This is a genomic window from Nocardia sp. NPDC004278 (assembly GCF_053602975.1).
The window spans coordinates 120,242-141,699 of sequence record NZ_JBSGEQ010000006.1; the positions used below are offsets into that span (position 1 = coordinate 120,242).

The following is a 21,458-nucleotide window of genomic DNA, read 5'->3' on the forward strand; positions in this document are numbered from 1 at the left end:
CTACCCGACTAGTGCGACTGTGGATCGAAACTCGTTTTCGACCTGCTGAACGATAGCCAGATCAGCGTACGGTGCCAGGCGACGACGAACAATGTTGATCGACTCGATACCGCGCGCGCTGGTCAGACCGCGAGCAACGCGCATCGTGTCCAGGAGCACCCGACACGCTTGCTCGACCTCCACGCTTTGGCCCGTTGTGGCCTTGTCGGATTCGGGTACGTACGACGCTGCCAGCGTCGCCGCTACCAACACTTGCCGACGCTCCATCCCTACCGAGTTCGCCAGAACCACTGGTGCGCGTTGTTGTACATCCACAGCACGTTGCCCATCGTGCGCCACATACATGAATTCCGCCGACAACTGCCGCTCAGTGAAGAACCGAATCCAATCAGGCTCGTCATCCGGACGTGCACGGTTCAACCGCCGCTCTGCTTCGAGCATCGCTTGTGCGCCAGCGGTCATGTCGCCATTCAACGCATGCGCACGCGCTAGCACTGCATTGCACCTAGCAGTACTGCTTGGTGAACCCGATTGCTCTGCCGCGCGTACCGCCGCCGTGCCGAACCACAGCGCCTCCTTCGTACGGCTCAGGTAGTGCGCCTGCATCGACATGTCTGTGAGGATATGCGCCCCCAACGCGGCATTGCCGCTTGCCTTTGCGAGCCGCAGAGCCTGCCGAAAGTACTTTTGTCCCAACCCCTGTCGAGCTGAATCAAAACACATGAAGCCGCTGAGGTCGCACAGTCGGGCCGCGACTGCGTACAGCTCGGACGCGATACGACTGTCGTAAGAGCCACGCAGCGCCGGTCCGACTACGTCATCAAGAAACCGCGCCAGAGTCGCGCGTGCGTAACCTCCGCCGAGATGGTGGTCCGCATTGGAGAACACGTCGCACATCGCCCACATGACCTCGATATCGGCGGTGCCAACACGCCGATGGTTTTCGCCTGTGGCAAAGACCGGAACGGTCTCGTCCAACCATTCGCGCACAGGATCGAACACGTCGCAGCCGACCCATGGCGCGTTGGGCTCGTCCGCTACCAACGGAATTGTTGAATCCGTTGGTAGCGCTTGGGAATTCATGTCTACCCACATGCGTTCGAGAACACCGCCGGTCTCCAGCGCTTCGTCCATTCGCTGTGCGAAATCTCGTCCCGGATGTCGTTGAGCCTTCTCTATCTTGCCGATGAGCGAACCACTGTCGTGACTGATAGCACCGAGTTGGTTCAGCGACATCTTCCGTAACAGTCGCCAGTGCCGCAGTTCCGCGCCGAAGAACTGTTGCGCCGACTCCGTAGCGGCCAGCTCGCGCGGTTGTTGGGCCATCGCTTCATCCTCTTTGACCTGGTCGTTTGGGACCGGTTTCGGTGCAGCCTCGGATGCGGACAGATTTTCTGTCCGCATCAAACATATACCGACCTCCGTGCGCCTGGTCACAGACTGAACCTGCGTCCGATGCGGGGCCGATTCCGATTCCTACCTACAACATTCGCAGCACTGAGGGGGCACGATGTTGAATCCAGATCTACCGGACCGGACACCGTTCGTTGGTCCGCCTATCCCCTGGCCGGTTGACCGCCGTGCCGATGTGATCGAGCAGTGCATCAACGCCCTACGTGAGTTGCCAACCGAACCAGTCAGCACTGAGCAATCCGATGCAGAGGTCTGAAAACTGATGGAGCACATACCATTCGGGGACACACCATTGTCCCGCTGCCACTTCTACCGGCGAGTGTGCGATCTGCCCGCGAACATTGACCCACCTCAACTCGGCCGAATCGTGATGAAGGTCGAACATGTCGGGGCATTGACCATGCCCGCACACCTCGGCCAATCGGTGAAATTCCATATGCAGCAACAGGGTTCGGACCTTGGACCGGTGTCATCTCATCCACGCCGAAACAGGTGGACGTTCCTCATCAGGCCGGACATCCCCGATGACGTGGGCCTGTTCACCGAGATGTACCGCCTCGATGTCTCGGTCGTCCGGGCTGGTGGCACCATCGCGTTGCCGTCGCCAGCCGACAAAGGCGCGCAGTTCCGGCGCTGGATCGAACCGCCCCGCTGCACATTCCGGCCCTCCGGCCTGGCGGTGGTCGACGCGATCCGGGCGAGCTCAGGCCGGTACCGGCCCGTGCGGAGGTGGGCGACTTATGTGTGAGTGTGGTTGCGCGCCGTGGATCAAGTTGTCGATGTGTGGGATCGGGAGCTTCAACGGTAAGACCGGGGAGTTGGAGTCAGTACAGTGTCCGTCCCGGTTCTGCATGACCATGGCCCCACTGGTCGACGGGAAGATCGGCGACCATTACGGCATCACGGACATGCTGTCGCCGTTGCCGTGTCCGTGGATCGGGGTTCGGGTTGTCAATGACGTTGACGACTTCATAGCCGATGACTCCACACCAGCTTCGCCGTGGCAGGAGCGGTAGCCATGAACTCAAATACTTTTGCTCCCAAGGCAATTGGCGTTCTATCGCTTGATGTCAGTGGCCCGCACCGGTTGCGGGACGAACGAGTGATCACCGAGTTGGCGCAGCGACGCGGCTACGCCCTGACTGGACTGGTCACCATCGGTGACGACACGTTCATGCCGACAGCCCTCATTGTCGGGACGGCACGCGGCAAGGGAGCAGCAGCGGTCATCGCGCCCAGCATGGCCCACTTCAACAGCCGCGTACGCGCTATCGCTCTGGCGTGCGACCTGATCACGCCAACCAAGTTCGTGGCCTGCACCAGCACCGACCGATTACGGGAGACGTCATGAGTGAACGGACTTCCCCGCTACCGGAGGATCCAGACGTTCATCTGAGCGTGTACCTGCATGGTGCACGGTTCGACTTCGCCGCCTGCCTCACCGCCGCACTCCTGTTCATTCAGGACTTCCGCGCCCACCACTACCCAGATGCGGTGCAAGTCATCCCTGGCGACACCGCTGAACTATCTAGGTTGCCCAATGAACGCCTCTATCTCAAGCCGTAGCCGTCCTCACCTCAACCGACCACACTCCCCGACCAAAGGCCAGCGGTGCGCAATGATCGGTACATCGAATTCCTTTGCCCACCAACAGAAATCCGAGGCAACCTACCTCGACGTGGCTGCCAACGACCACGGCCAGGAGAAGGGGCTACTCGTTCAACGTGCCCTTGCTCGGGTTGCCGATGCCGACCCGCACGTCGTCGAGATCGGCCCCGGTGGCGGCGCGGCCGTCACGTTCCTGGCATCCCAACTGGAGGCCGAACCCCGCAACGTTCGTCTCACCCTCATCGAGGCACCTGGCATAACGTCACACACTCTCACCCAGGCCATTGACCGTTTCAATACTGTCGGTACGTGCGCACTGGTACGTGGGTGGGCGCAAGACATCGCGGGGTTGGTCAATGAACCCGTCGATGTCATCAGCGCGTCGGCGCTGCTGCACGAGGTCTACTCCTACGGCGGTGCCTACAGCGGACTGCACACGATGATCCGGACCTTCCCGAGTGTGCTGAAACCCTACGCGTTCTTCGTCTACCGCGACGTGTACGCCGTCGACGCACCATCGCTGCACGAGCCCGCCGTCCAGTCCTACAGTGCCCCGTCATGGTTGCAGTTCCTGCGCCTGTTCTTGCCGCACTACCTCCACCACGGCACCCACCCCTACCACCATCACGACGACGAGGTCATCGTCCGCCAGAACTCCCGCATCGTCGCCGCCCCGAAACTCGACCCCCGCGTCTGCGCCGTCATCCACGCCCCGATCGGACTGTTCCGCGAGGCGCAACGCCACTACATCACCCTGCGCGACCACGTATGGCGTTCGGGAATCCTGGGATTCACGCCGATACTCGACGGACAACTCTCGGGAGACTGGATAGATTTCCGCACCGGTCACAAGCGCGTGCACTTCGCATTCACCGATAGCGCCTGGATGTCTTCCAACGACCGCGCCAACATCCGGGCGGTCAGCGAATCCTACGGCAACCATCAGGTGATCGACGGTGACATCTTCGACGCTGTTACCGATGTCGCGCTGAACCTGTTCCTCGCAGCCGTCGAACGCGGCAACAACGACTGCGGCCAGATCTGGAGTAGCTGGCTCGAGCGCGAAGGCCGAGAGACCTACGCCTACCTCACCGCCGACGAGCTACTGACGGCCTTCGCCGTCCACTCCGCCGAGACCGACACCGGCATGCCATCCGTTCTCATGCCGGTACAACCCACCGATGTCTTTGTCCGAGAACGCCACTACTACAACCGGTTCCTAGGCAAGAACCTCGCCAACCCACTCAGCGACGCCAAGCAGATGGTGTTGTTCCAGAACATCCCCGTCACCGACTCCGACGCCCTACAGCAGGCACTCGGAACCATCCGCCAACATTGCTCCAAACCCAGCCTTGCCCGCGTCCACACCGCCATCCACACGAGAGGATGATCCAACCCATGCACTTGATCGAGGTTGAGCGTAAACGCGAACTCCCCGACCCCAGCACCCTCCGCCAGCGGCTCACCGAACTCGGCTACCGCGAGGCCGGACACCTCACCGAAGTCGACACCTACTACAGCCGCCCCGATGTCGACTACATGAAAACCGTTGAGTGCCTTCGCATTCGACAGAGAGACGGCTTCGCCGAAATCACCTATAAGCCACCGTCAAACGCCTCCACCCACAGCGACGCCGACGTGATCGCCAAACGCGAAACCAACGTATCGCTCAGTAGTCCCGACCAAGCAGCAGCCGCCAACCAACTGCTCACCGCAATCGGCATGGTCGAACTCGTTCGCGTCGAGAAAGCTCGCACCATCTACGAGCACCCCGAACACGACGACATCATCGTCGCTATCGACGCCGTCACCCACGCCGGAACCTTCGTAGAAACCGAGGTCACCGCCGCAGACACCGACGCCGCAACCATCCACCTCGAAGAGATCGAAACCGAACTCGGCATAACCGATTACCTGGTCGTCGGCCTGCCCTACCGCGATCTGGTCATGGCCGCAGCCCACTGATAACAACCCGACGAGGACTTCTGTACACCCACCCTCGCCACGAACACGGCAACCGCCAAACCCCTGGTGTCAGCCCCTCAGACACCGGGGTTTCCACATGTGGCGGCCCTGCGTCATGCCGGATTCGTCTTCCCCAATCCTGGAGCCTTGCGCCGTAGGTGCCTGCCGCGGTGCGTCGCTGGATGTGCGGGGAATCCGATCAGTCCCGCGAAATCTGTTGTGCCGCAAGCTTGATAGGTTCATGTAGAAGAGTGAGAAAAATTGGGAGCCCCCGGAAGAGAAAGAAAAAGAAGAAAAGAAGCCGGAAACCCAAGTAACAGAACTTGCCGAATTTCCCTCTACAGAATCAAGAGCGGCGCGCATGCGCGCGCCGCCCGGTGCACCCGCCCTCCCGCTCCGCTCCCGGGCGGGCACCCCGGCGCAGAACCAGGATGGGGGACCGAACCACCACAACACCACCCTCACGCCGGAGTACCTCAGCGACAGTAACGGCGAACCGGCACCCAGCGATTCGACCGCTAGACCATCTACGCCTCACAGGGGGCACAGTGACACACGATCCGCTGACGATCCGGCAGCACCTCCGCACGTTACGAGGGAAGATCGCGGTCATCGTCGCGGTAGCGTTGATCGGCATCGGCCTAGCGTTGTTCGCCACTCGCAACGACGATGAACGCCACAGCGATCAACCCGTGAGACCGCTGCCTATCTCTACCTCGCTCACCCCTTCACCCGAGCACGCCCCGCCGTCGCTGCGACCATGATTGATTCGCGCTGCGGAGTCATCTCTGGTCGCCCAGTGCTGCCGCGCCCCTACGGGGCTTGCCATCGAAATCTACGTGCCCGGGACACGACGATGGCCCCGGTGCCAGCGAGATACACTCACTGACACCGAGGCCGAGGCGTGACGACTATCACACAGCTGGAATAGTCGCCGGTCAGGGCCACAAATCTACCTATTTCCCCAGGTCAGATCATTTACCCGAGAATGGGGAATTGACCGTGGTGAAGTACTGGATTGCCGCACCGATCGCGACCGGAGCCGTCACGAAGATCTGACCGGCCAGGGTGCCCAGCGCACCGACGGCAATGATGCCGCCGAGGCAGCCGATGGCGGCGGCCGGAATGAACGGACCGAACAGGCCGACGATGGTGGCCGAGGCGACCGTCGCACCGGCAATACCACCGAGCACGCAGCCGGCCGCACCGCCCGCGAGACCACCGACCAGCGTGCCGATCGTGGCGGCCGCCGAAATGGTGCTCGTCAGCCGGGTCCAGGCCGCGACCTCACGGTCGTACGGGGTCTTCCATGGCGCCTGGTCCTCGTAAGGCAGCGCCACCGGCTTGTAGACCGCGTGCTCGCGATCGATCTGCGGGGTCAAAGTCGCGGTGCGATCGGAAATCTGTGCGGCGATCGGGAATTCGAAATCTTCGATGCTGAACTTCAGCGGGGTCCCCGCTAGCACGGCGCCATCGGCCGCCTTGATTTTGAAGACACCATCCTCGACCACCAGCGAACCCGCGTCGGTCTTGATGATCGATGAATCGTTGACCGCCTCGGCAGTGAAATTGATTGCGCCATTATCGCTTTCGGACGCGTCCGGGGCGGCGCCGGAGGTACCCGCGGCCACTCCGGTCGCCACGGTCACCAGCGCCGCGACGACGGCGAGCTTCCTCATCCTCATGTACTGCATTCCCTCATCTAGGTGTTGCTATCGAGGGAAAAGCATCGGTGAGAAATCAATCGGGCACGAGGGAAAAATGCACGCAGATTCCAATAGGGCAAATCCGGAGCGACCTCAGGACTTCTTGGCGGCGGCCTTCATCTGCTTCTTGAATGCCCGCACTTCCAGCAGCGATTCGCCGTCGACGATATCGGCGGCGGAGCGACGCGAACCCTGCTCGGAGTAGGCACCTGCCGCCGCTTCCCAGCCTGTCGGCCGCATGCCGAGCTGCTTGCCGAGCAGGGCGAGGAAGATCCTGGCCTTCTGATCGCCATAGCCGGGGAGGTCCTTCAGTCGGCGCAGTACTTCTTTGCCGTCCGGATCGCCCTGCGTCCAGATCCGTTCGGTCTTGCCGTCGTAGTTCTCGACCACGTACCGAGCGAGCTCCTGGGTCCGGCGGGCCATGGACCGGCCGTAGCGGTGGATGGCGGGCGGCGTGGCGCACAGTTCCTCGAAGGCGTCGGCATCGGCGTCGGCGATCCGCTGGATATCGAAGCCGTCCATCCGGTCCGCGATTTTCTTCGGCCCGCGGAAGGCATGTTCGAGCGGGAACTGCTGATCCAGCAGCATGCCCGTCAGCAGTGCGAAGGGATCCTCGGAAAGGAGTTTGTCGGCCTCGGGTTCCTGCGCGAGGCACAGCTTGACAGTCGCGGACTTCGCTTTGGCCACGGGACTTCCTTTCGCCGGTGCAGCGCTGGCGACTGCTTGCGGGTCGCTCGAAAAGGTCGGCCTCCCGATCATCTCACTCGACGCTGCTGACGACTGCTGACAGGTCACCGGAAAAAGGTCGGTCACGTGGTCCATCCCACCCGGATGGGTGGTATGACCTAATCGTGATAGAGCTCACAGACCTACCGTGCGGGGTGCTCAGCCCCCAAGTAGGCTCTGCGCATGCCTCAGACGACGGCAATACCTAGAGACGGAATCGGGCCCATGGATATGCAGGGGTTGCGCCCGGATCGCTTCGACAGCGCGGGCCAGGATCAATTGGTGGACGTGCGCGATCTACAAGCCGCGCTGCCCGGAATTCGGCGGCTGCGCACGTGGGCACATGAAGCATTGGCGCTGCAACCCGGCGAAAGTGCGGTCGAAATCGGATCGGGCACCGGTTCGGAGGTCATGGCGTTCGCGGACGCGGTCGGCCCCACCGGCACGGCGATCGGCGTCGAACCCGATCCGCAGCTGCTCGCCTCCGCCCAACGCCGGGCCGAACAGGCCGGGTCGACGGCCAAATTCCTTTCCGGCGACGCCTACGGACTGCCGTTCGGCGCGGACACCTTCGACGCCGCACTCTGCGAGCGGGTGTTCCAGCATCTGACCGCGCCCAATCGCGCGGCCAATGAGATCGCGCGGGTGCTGAAGCCCGGTGGTCGCGTTGTGGTGATGGACAGCGACTGGGGCACCGCGATCGTGCACCCGGGCGACCGCCGGGTGGTTCGCGAGGTCATCGACACGCTGATCGACGCGACCACCAACCCGTTCTCCGGCCGCCGCCTGCCCGGACTGCTGACCAAAGCGGGCCTGGTGATCGATGAGATCGGCTCGCACGCCTTGGTACAGGATCGGACGGTCGGCACTGGCTCGCTGGTCAACCGGATCTCGGCCATGGCGGTGGCGCGCGGATCCATCACCGAGGCGCAGCGCGATCAGTTGATCGCGGATCTGGAGCGCGGTGCCGCGAGCGGTGATATCCACCTATCGGTCACCATGTTCGCCGTCCTGGCCCATAAGCCCCGCTGAATCGTGGCCGTCGAATGAGGTAGTCCGGGCGCACCTGACCGGGTTCAGAATGCGGTGGGCGCGTACCGATTCGGTACGCGCCCACCGCATTCTTCGACTAGTTTCCGAGCAGTTTCTCGGTGGCCGCCAAGAGCACACAGGTGGCCAGACCGTCCATCGCCTTCTCCAGTTCCGGCAGCTGCGGGAAGCTGGGGGCGATGCGAATGTTCTTGTCCTCCGGATCATTCCGGTATGGGAAGGCCGAACCCGCCGCGGTGAGCGCGATTCCGGCGTCCTTGGCCAGCGCGATCACCCGGGCCGCGGTGCCTTCCAGCACATCGAGGCTGATGAAGTAGCCGCCCTTCGGCTCGGTCCAGGACGCCACCTTGGACGCGCCGAGCCGGTCCTCCAGAATCTTGAGCACCAGTGCGAATTTCGGCTCCAGGATGGCGCGGTGCTTCTGCATATGCGCGCGCACGCCATCGGCGTTCTTGAAGAAACGCAGGTGGCGCAGTTGGTTGATCTTGTCCGGGCCGATGCTCTTCTTCGCAGCATGACCGAGGTACCAGTTCAGGTTCGGCGTGGACGCGCCGAGGAAACTGACGCCCGCGCCAGCGAAGGTGATCTTCGAGGTGGACGCGAAGACAATGGGCCGGTTGGGGTTTCCGGCGGCGGCCGCCATGCCCAGCACATCGAGAACCGGCGCGGCGGTATCGGTCAGCGGGTGCACCGCATAGGCGTTGTCCCAGATCAGCCGGAAGTCCGGCGCTGCGGTCGGCATCGAAACCAGTTCCCGGACAATGTCTTCGGAGAAGACGACACCGGTCGGGTTGGAGTAGTTCGGCACCGCCCACAGTCCCTTGATCTGTGGATCGTTCGCCACCAGCTGGGCAATGGCGTGCACATCCGGACCGTCGTGACGGATCGGAATCGGAATCATCTCGAAGCCGAGCGCCTCGGTAATGGCGAAGTGCCGGTCATAGCCCGGACTGGGGCACAGGAACTTCAAGGTGGGCTCGGCCACCCAGCGCCGCTCGGAATCCGGGGTGCCGTACAGCAGTGCGTAGCTGATCACATCGTGCATCAGCTCGAGGCTGGCGTTATTGCCCGCGATCAGGTTCTCGACCGGAATGCCGAGCAGCTCACCGAAGATCGCGCGCAGCTCCGGGAGACCGTGCAGTCCACCGTAGTTGCGGCAGTCGGTGCCGGTGCCGTCCTTGAAATCGCCCGCACCGGGCAGCGAGAGCAGTTCCGCGGAGAGGTCGAGTTGTTCCGGCGAAGGTTTTCCCCGGGTGAGGTCCAGCGTGAGCTTCTCGGTCTCGAGCCTCGCGTAATTCGCGGTCTGGATCTCGTGTTCGGACACGAGCTCCGGATTGCTCATCAAACCGATCTGCGTTTGCCGGGGCATCCTGGGCAGCCTTTCGAAGCAGCTAAGGGGCGATTGACGTCCGAACCGATGTGCCGCGGTCGGACGGCTGATCCGGCCGAGCGCGTTGGACGTCCGGCGGACCGTGTTCACGTTACCCGGCGGTTGCTCCGAATTGGAGTGAATATAGGGGACCCCGCGCACCCGGCAGAGCCCGTTGACCCTTACTGCCTTCCGGCCCTGGGGGAGTTCACAGGATGCGCGCCGCGCGGGATCCGTTCGCAAGTGTAGCGGGCAGATCCGACAACGATCACCACCGGGGTGGACCGTACCGCGTCGAAACGGGACCGAACTGGGACTTCTCGCCTCCACCAGCCCCAATTTGGTGACCGGCCGGGTGCACCCGGTATGCTGCTGCACGGAGGATTCGCCTAGTGGCCTATGGCGCTCGCCTGGAACGCGGGTTGGGTTAACGCCCTCAGGGGTTCAAATCCCCTATCCTCCGCCACAAACAGCAGGTCAGGGCAGTATTCACTGCCCTGACCTGCTGTTTTTGTTGACGGGCAACGTGCATCGGTCACGGCATCGTCTAGAGCCTGCAGGTCGGTAAAGCCACCGAAACCGTGCTGCCGCTCGACCAAAGACATGCGACACCCCCGGGATCCAGCGCCGACTGCTCGGCAAGTCCGACCGAGTCATGTGCCCTGTTGCGGCGCAGCTGGTTGATGGTGGGCATATTCACCCGCGATCCAGGGTGCTCGACAGCCGAAAACTCCTGGTGATGGCCCAGGTTCGAACCTGTAACGGCATGCTCGACCATCCAAGACGCCCCGTGATCCGAATGCGAATCAACAAGGTCTCTGCACTGTGAAAGGTAATAGATGGGCACAGGCAAGCACAGGAAAGTCAGTTTGCGTCAGCAGAAGGTGGGGTCGATGGTGGTGGCTGGAGCGGTTCCCGTTGTGCTCACTCTGGTGGGTAGCAGCGGTACCGCCAATGCCGAGCCCGGCCGGTACGTTCCGGTGAGCCAGACCGAGCACGGCGGCGATGTTGCCTTCGTGGCCGACGACACGGATGCCGGCGAGGGGACCCCCGCCGTGCAGGCAGAGCAGCCGAAACAGTCCCGGGACTGGCCCTCCGCCCAAGCGCCGAATGTGCGCCCGTACCGGGGAACGCGAATCCCGGACGACACGCGCAGTTCACTGCAGTGGGCGCGGCCGGTACCGAAAAGCGAGTATCTGTCGCCGGTCGAGTTCCTGCACGGTCCGGTCCCGGTCGAGCCGGTGCCGCCGATCGCGCCGCCGCCCGGCATGTTGCGTTTCGGGAACGTGCAGGTCGAGGCGCCGGATTGGCTGCCACGGGAGCCCGCCATCCAACTCAACGACGCCGCGGCGGTCACCGAGGCCGATCTCGCAACGTTCTTCGACTCGGTTGGTATGGAACGCACTCGCTCCGATCGTATTGCGAGTCAGACCGTCGGCTCCGCGGCGCTCGGTGCTGCCGCAGGCGCAACGGTGGCGAGCCCGTTCGCACTGATCGGCGCGGGTGTCGGCGGTGCACTCGGGCTGGTGATCGGCGTGCCGTTCGCACCGATCGGTCTCGCCGGGGGGCCCATCGGCGCCGCATACGGCGCGGCCATCATGGCGGCACCGCTCGCCGCCATCGGCGCGGGAATCGGCGCAGGTCTCGGCGCAATGCAGGCCCTCACCGCACCCCCACGAGCCCTCGGCCCAGCTGAGGACGCCACAGTCCAATCCGTGACCGATTGACAGACGTTCCACTTTGTCGAACAGGTCGCGATACCGCCTGAAATGGACCCGTGGCTATATCGGCTGCGGCACGCGGCCCCTTTGGCCTGTCGGTTCGTGACAAGTCAAAGGGGCCGAGGTATCGGAGATACCGATACCTCGTCACTAGTCGTCGTCTGCCCCCAAGCTCACCAGACCCGCTTCGTAGGCGAAGACGACGGCCTGGGTGCGATTGCTCGCGCCCAGCTTGGCCAGCACATTGCCCACGTGCGTTTTCACAGTCTCCAGGCTCACCTGCAGTTGTTCGGCGACTTCTGGATTGGACTGCCCCTTCGCCATGAGCCGCAGCGTCTCGGTCTCGCGGCCGGTCAGCGCGGTCGCTCTACCGGTGGCGGCATGCCGACGTACCGGCCTGCCCGCCGCCAAGCGGCGAACGGCATCCGGGAAGAGCACGGAGTCGCCCGTGGCCACCAGCCGGATGGCGTGCGCGATCTGCTGTACGGGGGCTCGCTTTCGGATAAACCCACTGGCGCCGACCCGCAGGGCGTCATAGACGTGTTCGTCGTTCTCGAAGGTGGTGATCACGATGACCTTCGGCGGGTCGGGCAGCGCGGACCGCAGCCGCCGGGTCGCCTCGATGCCGTCCACAACCGGCATCCGCACGTCCATCAGGACGACGTCGGGGCGGAGCCGCTCGACCATGGGAAGCACATCGGCGCCGTCCGCTGCCTCGCCGACGACGTCCAGGTCGGGTTTGGCCGAGAGTAACGCCCGCAGGCCGGTGCGGCTGAGCTCCTCGTCGTCCACGATGAGGACGGTGACCCGCGGGCCCGGGTCAGGGCCACCGCTCGCGTTCATGGCACCGACCGTAGCGGTATCCGTACGATCAGCCGCCAATGCGTGCCCCGCTCTCCCGCACGCCCAGCGGACACCTCGCCACGCAGCAGCCGCACCCGTTCGGCGATCCCGGTCAGCCCGTGTCCCTGCTCCCGGTCCGGGCGGAAGGGCGTGTTGGCATCGAGCGGGTTGATGAGCTCCACCTCCAGGCAGCCGTCCTGCACTGCTACCCGCAGGCTGATCTCGGTCATTTCGCTGTGCCGCAAGGCGTTGGTCAGGCCCTCCTGAATGATCCGGTAAGCCTCTCGCGACACGGTGGCCTGGACCTGGGTGAGGTCTCCCGACGTCACCACACGCAGCCCGGCGCCGGCCTGCCGGACCCGCTCCGTCAAGGGCCCGAGGTCGGCGAGCGTGTGCTGCGGCGCGGTGGGCGACCTCCCTTCCCGCAGCACGCCGAGCACATGGTCGAGATCGTCCATCGCCGCGCGGGACGTCTCCTCGATGCTGCTGAGCGCGCGTCGGGCCGCCTGCGGATCGCTGTCCATCAGTTCCCCGGCGACAGCGGCCTGGATGGTCGAGGCCGTCAAGGTGTGCCCGATCGAGTCGTGCAGCTCCTGGGCCAAACGGTTGCGCTGGGCCAGCCGATCCAACTGCTCCTCCATGGAGGCGAGCCGCTCGGCGGCCGTTATGCCGAGCAGGAATTGGGCGAGCGAGCGCATAACCAGTGCGCCGCCGACGGCGACGCAAGCCGCGACCGTCAGACATCCGGCGGATACGAGCAGCGTCCACAGGCCCTGCCACCCATTCCGCACGTCGATGGTCCATCCGAAGCTCGCCACCGGACCGCCACCACTCGACCAGACCGCGACGTACACCACGGCCGCGAACACCGACAACCAGGTCGCCACGGTCACCAGCGCACCGATCGCCATGTGTGCGGCCAGGTACGCCGATGTCCGGAGCCGATCACCCCAGGGGGACATCGGTGATTCCAGCGGGACTGACAGATCGGTACCCAGCAGCTGGTTGGCCAGTCCGACGCACCCCCGACGCACCCGCCGCGGAGCGCCCATCATCACGACTACCGCGCACAGCGCGACAGTGAATCCCACGACCCGCAGCGCCACCGGCCATTTCGGCGACGCCGCGATGACGGCCGAGACCATCGGAGGCAGGCTTACGACAGCGCCGATAGCCGCGTATAGCCAACCCCGGTACATGACTCTGCCGAAAAGCGAACGAATCACCGCACTCACCGTCCGGACCCTACCGGCGAGCCGTTCGGCACACCTCCCCCGAAAGAGCCAGCACCGACTCCCGCTACGCGGGGATTCCGATTTCCCCATTCGCAGCGATGTGCAGGGACCCTCTCAACTGCGAACGTTCACGAAAAGAAAACCGGCTCGATTCGGGGCCAGGAAGGAAATCGTGAAATCCAAACCCGCGGCTCACTCCGAAATCCGCACCTCCGTGGCAGTACGAGTCGGTGCGGTCACCTGGATCGTCGCCGCCGTGCAGTTCCTCGTCGTCCAACTGATCGTGCAATCCGGCTGGCGCACGCCGTACAGCTGGGCGGACAACAACATCAGCGATCTCGGCAACGTCTACTGCCAGATCGCGGATCCCTCTCGACCTCGATATGTGTGCTCACCGTTGCACGACGCGATGAACGCCTCTTTCGTCCTCCATGGTGTATTGCTGCTCGCCGGTACGCTGCTGACCGGTGCCTGCTGGGGCCGCGGCCGGATATCGGTGGGTGCTCGAATTCTCTTTGCCATCAATGCGGCCGGATGGGTCTTGGTCGGCTTTGTTCCCGCGGACGTCGACGAGAACCTTCATCTACTGGGCGCGCTACTCATCATGGGACTGGGAAATATTGGCCTCTGCTGTGCCGGATTCGTCCGCCGGGATTCTCAGTTCGGCAGACTGCGGCCCATTACCCTCGCCATAGCCGCCGCCGCGGTGGCGGGGGCGTTGCTGTTCTTCGGTCAGGTCGACACGGGAATCGGAATGGGTGGCCAGGAACGTGTCGCGGCGTTCGCGCTGGATGTCTGGACTCTCGCCATGGCCATCGCCATACTCTCGGCCAGTACCTCAGCGCGTCGGGCGCGGACGATCGACTCGGGATCGGTGTTGACGACGTCAACACGTAACAATTGAATCGTCAGATGCGCCGAAACAGCCTGAAATTCAAGGGATTTGGCTGACACTCAAATGTTCGTGCAGTGACCGAGGGGATCCGCAGGAGACCCTTGGGTCAGCGCGGCGGCAACCGGAGCATCGACTCGGCGCGGCGGTTCGCGCGCATTTCGGGTGAGTTCAGGCTGTCGGGACGCTGGTGGCGACCGGCGCCACGCGCCTAGGATCAGATGCGTCGGGGGATGGACAGCTCGACGAATCGGCGAGTCGGACCCGTGCGATGAACTCGCCGGAAGAAGGCACGATGATTACCAAAAAGACCGCCGCCGATACCGGTCGGCGGCTCGCGACGGTCGCGCTGGCCGGGGCCGCGATGACGATTCCGATGGTGTCAGTGCCCGCCATGGCGGCACCGGCGCCCACACCCGGTGTAGTGCGCACTGATCATGACTATGGCTGTGACGACAGTTACGACCTTGGGGGCATCGATCGCTGGCAGGGTGATCGTTGGGACACCGACAAATGCGGCGGCTGGGGCGTGAAACATCTCTTCCCGCCAGGTTGGGGCTTCTTCCCGCCAGGCTGGGGCATCCCCCCAGGCTGGGGCTCGAACAATTTCTTCCCCAAAGGCTGGGGCAGTGACTGACCGAACGCATCCGCATATCGCGCTATAGGAATCGAATTCGCTCGGCGATGCCGACCAGGTTGTGACGTCGCCGGGCGAGGCATGTCCGGGCATCCGCCATCGAGCGAGGTACCTCGAACCTTCGGCGTGGCAGACACGCGTGTTCGAGGCTCTGAAGTGCAGCCACACACGAACCGGGCTATCCAGGCTTGAACCAGCGCCGAATTCGCGTAGCGGCGAATTCGGCCTTCTCCCTGGCGAGTTCGGCAGAGGGCGCGATGAACGGTGCGACCGGCGTTGGCCCGGAGAGGAAGTCGGCGTCGACCTTGCCGACGAGGCCGCCCCCGAATTCGATATAGCAGGAGCCCTGGCCGAGATACTTTCCGGGCGCGGGTGTCTCGTGCAGCTGCGCGACAATGTGCGCCGCGACCGTGCGGGCGGCGTTCTCGGCGAACACACCGGCCCGCGGCACCGGCGCGTCCGCGCAGTCGCCAACGGCATAGACGCCCGGATACGGCGTGGCGAGCGTGCGCGGATCGACGTGGATCCAGCCATCGCCGCCATCGACGGTCAGCCCGGAGGCCGCGACCACGGGCGGGACACAGTGGGTCGGGATGCCGATGAACAGGTCGTATTCGAGATCGCCCGCGCGCGTGGTCGCGATATGTTTCTCCGGATCGAGAGCGCGGACCCGCCGCCCCGGAGAGTATTCGATCCCGCGTTGTGCGAGGGCCGCGACGAGCGCGGCGGAGGTGTCCGCGGAAACGGGGATCGGTGCGTCCATCGGGGAGAGCACGTGCATGTGGGTGCGGTCGCGGATGCCGCGACGGCTCAGCAGCTCGTGCAGCAGCATCGCGCCCTCGTAGGGTGCGGGCGGGCATTTGAACGGCACGCTCAACACCGCGATCAGAATGGTTCCGCCGTCGAATCGGGCCAGCCGATCGCGTAGCCGACACGCTCCGTCGATCGAGTAGTACTCGTGACCGTCCTCGACGAAGCCGGGTGTGGCAGCCGGGTCGTATTCGGCACCCAGTGCGACCACGAGGAAATCCGGGTCGTAGTCGGCGGCGTCGGTGACCACGCGTCGGGTCCCCGGATCGATCGATACAACCTGTTCCTGCCGGAACTCGACCCCGGGGCGGGCGAGTTCGTCGTAGCGGATGCGTACGGATTCCGGCGTCCGGTCGCGAAACAGGATCTCCAGTTTCGCGAAACCGAAGGTGAAACCGTCATTCCGGTCGATGAGCAGGACCCGGACCTCGCCGGGCAATGACTCGGACAGGCAGGCAGCCAGCTCCAGCCCGGCGAACCCGGCTCCCAGAATGAGCACCATTGGCGTTCGAATGTTGTTGGCGGTGGACATCGCACGCTCCTCACCGGCTGCGGTCAATGCCTGGTCGAAATACTCAGTTGTAGGGTTTCGTGACCAGCCGCTGGAATGTCGAGCCGGTTTCGGGGAGTCGCAGCAGGCCCGACCACGCTTGCGCGCATGACGACGGCGAAGCGGTTGAACGGGTCATGATCGGGTTCTTTCTCGAACCGTGCTGGCGGCGAGGCTCCCCGATAGTCCGTCGTTCAAGAGCGGTATTGGTTGCCCATCCATTGTGCGCGCCGGGGTGGCCGGATGGAACCCGGATTCCGGCGGGCGTCGGTACGCAGCCCCGCTGACCTGACCGGGTACCGCCGCTCGGATCCGATCACCGCACCGAGGCCGACACCACCGCAGCACCGTCGCTGTGGTGGCCGGAGGTATGTGCGGCGCATGCGGTCACCGATGGGTCCGTGGACGATCATGGTCAGCCGGGCGTTCAACGCCGTCCCACGGCAGACTCAGCCCGATGTCTGTCTCGCACAGTCGAATACCTCGTCCAACGCGGCACGCAACAGCTCAGTATAGGCGTCGATATCCGGCACGGCGGCGGCGGCGGCATGGACCGAGACGGTGACAGTGTCGCCGAGGCCGTGCACACCGTGGGTCAGGTGCATGACCGACCCGATCGCCGGGAAGCCGCCGGTGAACCGGACGGGTGCGCCACCGAAGGTCAGATCGGCCGGGCCGCGGTGAACGCTCGAGACCACGGTATGTCCGGCTATCGAATCGGGGACGGTATCGATCGGATAGCGATCGACATCACGGCGCAGCAACGGGGCGGGAGTGACGGCGGTAACGCGGTCCTGCGCGGTCAGCAATGGGTGGTTGGCACGGATCCGGCGAGCAGCGAGCGCTGCGGCGATCTTATCCGCGCGGACCAGTGGATCCGGCTCATCGATGAACAGATCGATGCCGAGGCTGCGATAGTTATTGCGAGCCGCAATCCGGTTGCCGGACAACGCCATCGGCACCTGGGCGCCGAGTCGCTCCACCGGTTCATCCCGCGCCGACAGATAGCGATCCAGCGCGATCGAGACGGCGGTCAGCACGACCACGGTCACGGTGTGACCCGAGAACCGCATCCGCTCGGCGGCGCAGACGATCATCCGTACCCGATGGCTGTCTGAATCGTGGCGCGTGCCAGGCCGGTTCACCAGACTCGGCGGGAACCCGGGTCCGGGCTCCGGAATCCTTCCCGCAGTGGTCAATTCGGCCAGCTCCCGCTGTGCCCGGAAAGCCCGATAGCCCAGGACGACCGTGCGAACGAAGCGCAGCGGCATCCGCAACAGCGCCAGTGCCGAATGCACTGGTGTGGCATCCCACGGCGCCAATTCCATTGCCGCAGTATTGATTCGTCGACGGCGAATGCCCGGCGCCCCGGCAACCGAATCGCTCGCCGCGGCAACCGGCTCGACCGGATCGGATTCGGCGAACAGCGCCCTGGCGATCACCGCGCCGCGCCGCCCATCGGCCAGCGCATGCGACAGCTGCAGCACGACGACCATCGCCGGTCCCGACCCGCCCGGCGGCGCACCGTCGATCCCGCGGAACACGTGTAGCCGCCACGGCCGCACCGCCGCGTCCACACCGGTGCCGAGCAGTTTGCCGAGTGCTGTGCACACACCCGGCCAATTCGCTTCCGGAAGGAAATGTTCCACAAATTGCTCGGCACGGAAATCGCCCCGAACCCATGACGGATAGTCCAGATCTCCCGGCAGCTCGCGCAGCCGGACGCGCAGATCGGCAATGCGCGCACTGCGGCGCGCCACGAACTCGCACAGTTCCGCGCTCGGACGCCCGGAATCATCGAAGCAATAGAGTAAGAACAGGTCATTACGAGTGCGACTGGACAGCCAGTACATCGTCGCGTCCTGGGCCGCCAGCGTACTCACGACACGACGATATGGCACCGATGACCGGGGGCGACGGGCGGCACCGGCAAGAACTGAATGATCTTGTTCCAGATTGCCGTTGAGTAAAGCTATCGATTCCGGCCCGAACCCTTGCTACCGTCTGTAGTAGGACACATACCACCACTCACCCAGGGCGGGGGTGTCGGCTATGGCTATTGACATAGGTCGAACGGCAAGCGAACAAGCCAATGCCTTCGACGAGCGATATCGGGCCGCGGCGTTCGTCAAGCGGTCGATCAATAAGGTGTTCCCGACCCACTGGTCGTTCCTACTCGGTGAGATCGCGCTGTACACCTTCATCATCCTGGTGCTGTCCGGCACCTTTCTGACGCTGTACTTCGATCCATCGATGGCCGAGGTCACCTACAACGGCGCCTACCAGCCGCTGCGCGGGGTGGGCATGACTCGCGCCTACGAGACATCGCTGAACATCTCCTTCGAGGTCCGCGGCGGTCTGTTCGTGCGCCAGGTGCACCATTGGGCCGCACTGCTTTTCGCGGCCTCGATCATCGTGCACCTGTTCCGGATCTTCTTCACCGGCGCGTTCCGCAAGCCGCGCGAGGCCAACTGGGTGCTCGGCTCGCTGCTGCTGATCCTGGCCATGTTCGAGGGGTATTTCGGCTACTCGCTGCCCGATGACCTGCTCTCGGGCACCGGCCTGCGAGCGGCATTCTCGTCCATCACGCTGGGCATTCCGGTCATCGGAACCTGGATGCACTGGCTGATGTTCGGCGGCGACTATCCGGGCGAAATCATCATTCCGCGCCTGTTCATCGCGCACGTGCTGCTGTTCCCCGGCATCATGCTCGCGCTGATCGCCGCGCATATCGCGCTGGTCTGGTATCAGAAGCACACCCAGTTCCCGGGTCCCGGCCGCACCGAACGCAATGTGATCGGCACCCGCATCGTGCCGGTATTCTCCCTGGACCAGGGCGCGTTCTTCGCGTTCACGCTCGGTGTCGTCGCACTTCTCGGCGGCCTGCTGCAGATCAACCCGATCTGGGCCTTCGGCCCCTACAAGCCATCTCAGGTCTCCGCGGGTACCCAGCCGGACTTCTACATGATGTGGACCGACGGCATGATGCGCCTGATTCCGCCATGGGAGCTCTATCCGGGCCGCTATACCGTGCCCGCCCCCTTCTGGGGTGCGCTGATCATGGGTCTGGTGTTCACGGTCCTGATCGCCTACCCGTGGATCGAACGCCGCCTGACCAGGGACACCGCGCACCACAATCTGCTGCAGCGCCCGCGCGACGTACCGGTGCGCACCGCGATCGGCGCGATGGCGGTCACCTTCTATGTAGTACTGACGCTGTCCTGCGTGAACGACATCATCGCCTACAAATTCCAGGTCTCGCTGAACGCGACCACCTGGGTCGGCCGGATCGGCATTGTGACCCTCCCTGCGGTGGCCTACTACGTCGCGTATCGCTTCTGCCTGGGCCTGCAGCGCAGCGACCGCGCGGTACTGGAGCACGGCATCGAGACCGGCATCATCCGGCGACTGCCGGATGGTGAGTACATCGAGATCCACCAGCCGCTGGGTCCGGTGGACGAACACGGACACCCGATTCCGTTGGAGTATCAGGGCGCACCGGTGCCGAAGAAGATGAACCAGCTGGGTTCGGCGGGTCAGCCGGGCACCGGCGGATTCTTCCGCCCCGATCCGTGGCAGGAGTCCCGGCGCAATATGGAGATCGAGCACGAGGAGGAGCGCAAGCAGCTCGCCGTCCTACGCGAGGTCCAAGACGAGGCCAACAGCGACGGACAGGGCCACTGAGAAACAATAGGGCTGCATTGAAAATACCAGGGCCGCAATGGAAAAGGCCCCTGATGACCCGCGAAGGCCCCGAGTCCGTGCCGACCCGGGGCCCGTGCTGATTGGTTCAGACGTGACTGTTGTTCAGGCGCGTCCGAACTCCCCCTGTGACACCCCTGTTAGGAATGCATCCCACTCGCCTGGCGTGAACGCCAACAACGGACCATAGCCGTTGTCCTTGGTGTCGCGGACCGCCACATTGCCGTCAACGAGAAAAGCGACTTCCACGCAGTTCCCATCGGGGCCACTGTATGTGCTCTTGCGCCACACAGCTCCCGTCAAGTCAACTTCCACGGCACTAGCTCCTTTGCTGCGTCGAGAACGAGAGTTTTCTTCTGACATCGTTCTAACTAGCACCGGCATCCGGCACGGAACGCCGAATCCCGCGGTGCGCCTTGCCAAAGCGCGCGACTTTCACGGTGCGTCGTGATCGCACTGCACTTCGAGGCGATTTACCCTCGCGGGGTCGCCCCCGCGCGATAAACCCTAGCAGGTTCAACGGGAATTTGCCGATCTCTTGCTCATTCAACCGTCGCATTTGCCAATCTTGCGAAGATGAAGAGTTGCGGAAACATTGCCGGTAGATGACATTCATTCCCATATTTGCTGGGCAGCAAACATTTTGCGGATGTGATTGCTCCGTTATCCGTCAATAAATCCAGGTCGACCCGATCCGTGTGGACGCCCCCGGCAGCGGCCGTGGATGATGGGCCGCATGGTCGAACGCCCCCGCGACGAGGCAGGTCGCGCCCGCAATCCTCGCCCGCGCGACCGGTTCGGGCGGCCGCTGCCGGTCGGCAGCGTCGGAGTGCCGCGAATTCCGGATGACCTGAATCTGCCACCCCAGCAAACCCTTTCGTACGCCCAGCAACTGCTCGATGACGGTCTGGCATTCAACGCACACGAGGTATTGGAGGCCGCATGGAAGAACGGGCCGTTCGCCGAAAGGATGCTGTGGCAGGGACTCGCGCAATACGCAGTCGGGCTCACCCACATCCAGCGGGACAATCCCAAGGGCGCGCGCACACTGCTGACCCGGGCGGTGACGCGGCTGCGCGCCTACGCGCCGGATCCGGGCAGCCCGCTGCCGTACGGGATCGATAGCGCCGGTCTGATCGCGCACGCCGAGACACTGCTGGCCGCGTTGGAGTGCGGCACCCCGATTCCCGCAGACCGACTCATGCCGCACCTGCGGATCCGGTGATCTGGA

General features: G+C 64.1%; 20 protein-coding genes, 1 tRNA gene and 1 other RNA gene. 12 read left to right on the plus strand and 10 right to left on the minus strand.

Going from position 1 to position 21,458, the window contains the following annotated elements:
- Nucleotides 1–1,437 (minus strand): helix-turn-helix domain-containing protein, encoded by a 1,437-nt coding sequence (locus ACWEO2_RS11535; protein WP_452405227.1) that lies wholly within the window; start codon nt 1,435–1,437, stop codon nt 1–3.
- Between the two features lie 238 nt (nt 1,438–1,675).
- Between ACWEO2_RS11535 and ACWEO2_RS11540 the strand changes: the two genes are divergently transcribed.
- From ACWEO2_RS11540 to cyaB, 5 genes are all read left to right on the plus strand, one after another.
- The gene (locus tag ACWEO2_RS11540; protein ID WP_452405228.1) at nt 1,676–2,161 is read left to right on the plus strand and encodes a DNA-directed RNA polymerase subunit beta; all 486 of its coding nucleotides are present in this window, start codon (nt 1,676–1,678) and stop codon (nt 2,159–2,161) included.
- A gap of 270 nt (nt 2,162–2,431) precedes the next feature.
- Nucleotides 2,432–2,764: a hypothetical protein gene (locus tag ACWEO2_RS11545; RefSeq protein WP_452405229.1), complete on the plus strand. Its 333-nt coding sequence runs from the start codon at nt 2,432–2,434 to the stop codon at nt 2,762–2,764.
- Nucleotides 2,761–2,979, plus strand: coding sequence for a hypothetical protein (locus ACWEO2_RS11550; RefSeq protein WP_452405230.1), 219 nt, complete (start codon nt 2,761–2,763; stop codon nt 2,977–2,979). The genes ACWEO2_RS11545 and ACWEO2_RS11550 overlap by 4 nt, the downstream gene beginning before the upstream one ends.
- A gap of 52 nt (nt 2,980–3,031) precedes the next feature.
- A complete protein-coding gene (locus ACWEO2_RS11555; protein WP_452405231.1) occupies nt 3,032–4,411 on the plus strand; it encodes a hypothetical protein in 1,380 nt (459 codons plus the stop codon).
- Nucleotides 4,412–4,419: 8 nt separating this feature from the next.
- Nucleotides 4,420–4,986: a class IV adenylate cyclase gene (gene cyaB, locus ACWEO2_RS11560; RefSeq protein ID WP_452405232.1), complete on the plus strand. Its 567-nt coding sequence runs from the start codon at nt 4,420–4,422 to the stop codon at nt 4,984–4,986.
- 974 nt (nt 4,987–5,960) lie between these two features.
- On the opposite strand, the gene ACWEO2_RS11565 is transcribed toward cyaB, so the two are convergent.
- Together ACWEO2_RS11565 and ACWEO2_RS11570 are read right to left on the minus strand one after the other, a co-directional pair.
- Entirely contained in the window at nt 5,961–6,671 is a 711-nt protein-coding gene (locus tag ACWEO2_RS11565) for a hypothetical protein (protein ID WP_452405233.1), read from the minus strand.
- Between the two features lie 114 nt (nt 6,672–6,785).
- Nucleotides 6,786–7,379 (minus strand): HhH-GPD-type base excision DNA repair protein, encoded by a 594-nt coding sequence (locus ACWEO2_RS11570; RefSeq protein ID WP_452405234.1) that lies wholly within the window; start codon nt 7,377–7,379, stop codon nt 6,786–6,788.
- Between the two features lie 222 nt (nt 7,380–7,601).
- On the opposite strand from ACWEO2_RS11570, the gene ACWEO2_RS11575 reads away from it, so the two are divergent.
- The gene (locus ACWEO2_RS11575) at nt 7,602–8,450 is read left to right on the plus strand and encodes a methyltransferase domain-containing protein (RefSeq protein ID WP_452405235.1); all 849 of its coding nucleotides are present in this window, start codon (nt 7,602–7,604) and stop codon (nt 8,448–8,450) included.
- 97 nt (nt 8,451–8,547) lie between these two features.
- Here ACWEO2_RS11575 and ACWEO2_RS11580 read toward each other — a convergent pair whose 3' ends face one another.
- Complete coding sequence (locus tag ACWEO2_RS11580) at nt 8,548–9,837, minus strand: aminotransferase class I/II-fold pyridoxal phosphate-dependent enzyme (RefSeq protein ID WP_452405236.1); 1,290 nt, start codon at nt 9,835–9,837, stop codon at nt 8,548–8,550.
- A gap of 143 nt (nt 9,838–9,980) precedes the next feature.
- Nucleotides 9,981–10,075: signal recognition particle sRNA small type (gene ffs / locus ACWEO2_RS11585), an RNA gene on the minus strand.
- Nucleotides 10,076–10,215: 140 nt separating this feature from the next.
- Between ffs and ACWEO2_RS11590 the strand changes: the two genes are divergently transcribed.
- Nucleotides 10,216–10,303: transfer RNA gene (locus tag ACWEO2_RS11590), tRNA-Ser, on the plus strand.
- Between the two features lie 427 nt (nt 10,304–10,730).
- The gene (locus tag ACWEO2_RS11595) at nt 10,731–11,564 is read left to right on the plus strand and encodes a hypothetical protein (RefSeq protein WP_452405237.1); all 834 of its coding nucleotides are present in this window, start codon (nt 10,731–10,733) and stop codon (nt 11,562–11,564) included.
- 144 nt (nt 11,565–11,708) lie between these two features.
- Here ACWEO2_RS11595 and ACWEO2_RS11600 read toward each other — a convergent pair whose 3' ends face one another.
- Together ACWEO2_RS11600 and ACWEO2_RS11605 are read right to left on the minus strand one after the other, a co-directional pair.
- A complete protein-coding gene (locus ACWEO2_RS11600; protein ID WP_452405238.1) occupies nt 11,709–12,401 on the minus strand; it encodes a response regulator in 693 nt (230 codons plus the stop codon).
- On the minus strand, nt 12,398–13,546 hold the full coding sequence (locus ACWEO2_RS11605) for a sensor histidine kinase (RefSeq protein ID WP_452405239.1): 1,149 nt from the start codon (nt 13,544–13,546) through the stop codon (nt 12,398–12,400). The genes ACWEO2_RS11600 and ACWEO2_RS11605 overlap by 4 nt, the downstream gene beginning before the upstream one ends.
- A 262-nt stretch (nt 13,547–13,808) precedes the next feature.
- Here ACWEO2_RS11605 and ACWEO2_RS11610 point away from each other — a divergent pair, with 262 nt between their 5' ends.
- Both ACWEO2_RS11610 and ACWEO2_RS11615 read left to right on the plus strand, forming a co-directional pair.
- The gene (locus ACWEO2_RS11610; RefSeq protein WP_452405240.1) at nt 13,809–14,540 is read left to right on the plus strand and encodes a DUF998 domain-containing protein; all 732 of its coding nucleotides are present in this window, start codon (nt 13,809–13,811) and stop codon (nt 14,538–14,540) included.
- Nucleotides 14,541–14,799: 259 nt separating this feature from the next.
- Entirely contained in the window at nt 14,800–15,165 is a 366-nt protein-coding gene (locus ACWEO2_RS11615) for a hypothetical protein (RefSeq protein ID WP_452405241.1), read from the plus strand.
- A 178-nt stretch (nt 15,166–15,343) separates the two neighbouring features.
- On the opposite strand, the gene ACWEO2_RS11620 is transcribed toward ACWEO2_RS11615, so the two are convergent.
- Together ACWEO2_RS11620 and ACWEO2_RS11625 are read right to left on the minus strand one after the other, a co-directional pair.
- The gene (locus ACWEO2_RS11620) at nt 15,344–16,507 is read right to left on the minus strand and encodes an NAD(P)/FAD-dependent oxidoreductase (protein WP_452405242.1); all 1,164 of its coding nucleotides are present in this window, start codon (nt 16,505–16,507) and stop codon (nt 15,344–15,346) included.
- 467 nt (nt 16,508–16,974) lie between these two features.
- Nucleotides 16,975–18,408: a WS/DGAT domain-containing protein gene (locus ACWEO2_RS11625; protein WP_452405243.1), complete on the minus strand. Its 1,434-nt coding sequence runs from the start codon at nt 18,406–18,408 to the stop codon at nt 16,975–16,977.
- Between the two features lie 169 nt (nt 18,409–18,577).
- Here ACWEO2_RS11625 and qcrB point away from each other — a divergent pair, with 169 nt between their 5' ends.
- Nucleotides 18,578–20,209 carry a cytochrome bc1 complex cytochrome b subunit gene (gene qcrB / locus ACWEO2_RS11630; protein WP_452405244.1) on the plus strand — a complete coding sequence of 544 codons (1,632 nt, stop codon included), beginning with the start codon at nt 18,578–18,580 and terminating at the stop codon, nt 20,207–20,209.
- A 123-nt stretch (nt 20,210–20,332) separates the two neighbouring features.
- Here the strand turns inward: qcrB and ACWEO2_RS11635 are convergent, their stop codons facing one another.
- Entirely contained in the window at nt 20,333–20,611 is a 279-nt protein-coding gene (locus tag ACWEO2_RS11635) for a DUF397 domain-containing protein (RefSeq protein WP_452405245.1), read from the minus strand.
- 352 nt (nt 20,612–20,963) lie between these two features.
- Here ACWEO2_RS11635 and ACWEO2_RS11640 point away from each other — a divergent pair, with 352 nt between their 5' ends.
- Nucleotides 20,964–21,452, plus strand: coding sequence for a DUF309 domain-containing protein (locus tag ACWEO2_RS11640; RefSeq protein WP_452405246.1), 489 nt, complete (start codon nt 20,964–20,966; stop codon nt 21,450–21,452).
- The last annotated feature ends 6 nt before the right edge of the window (nt 21,453–21,458 follow it).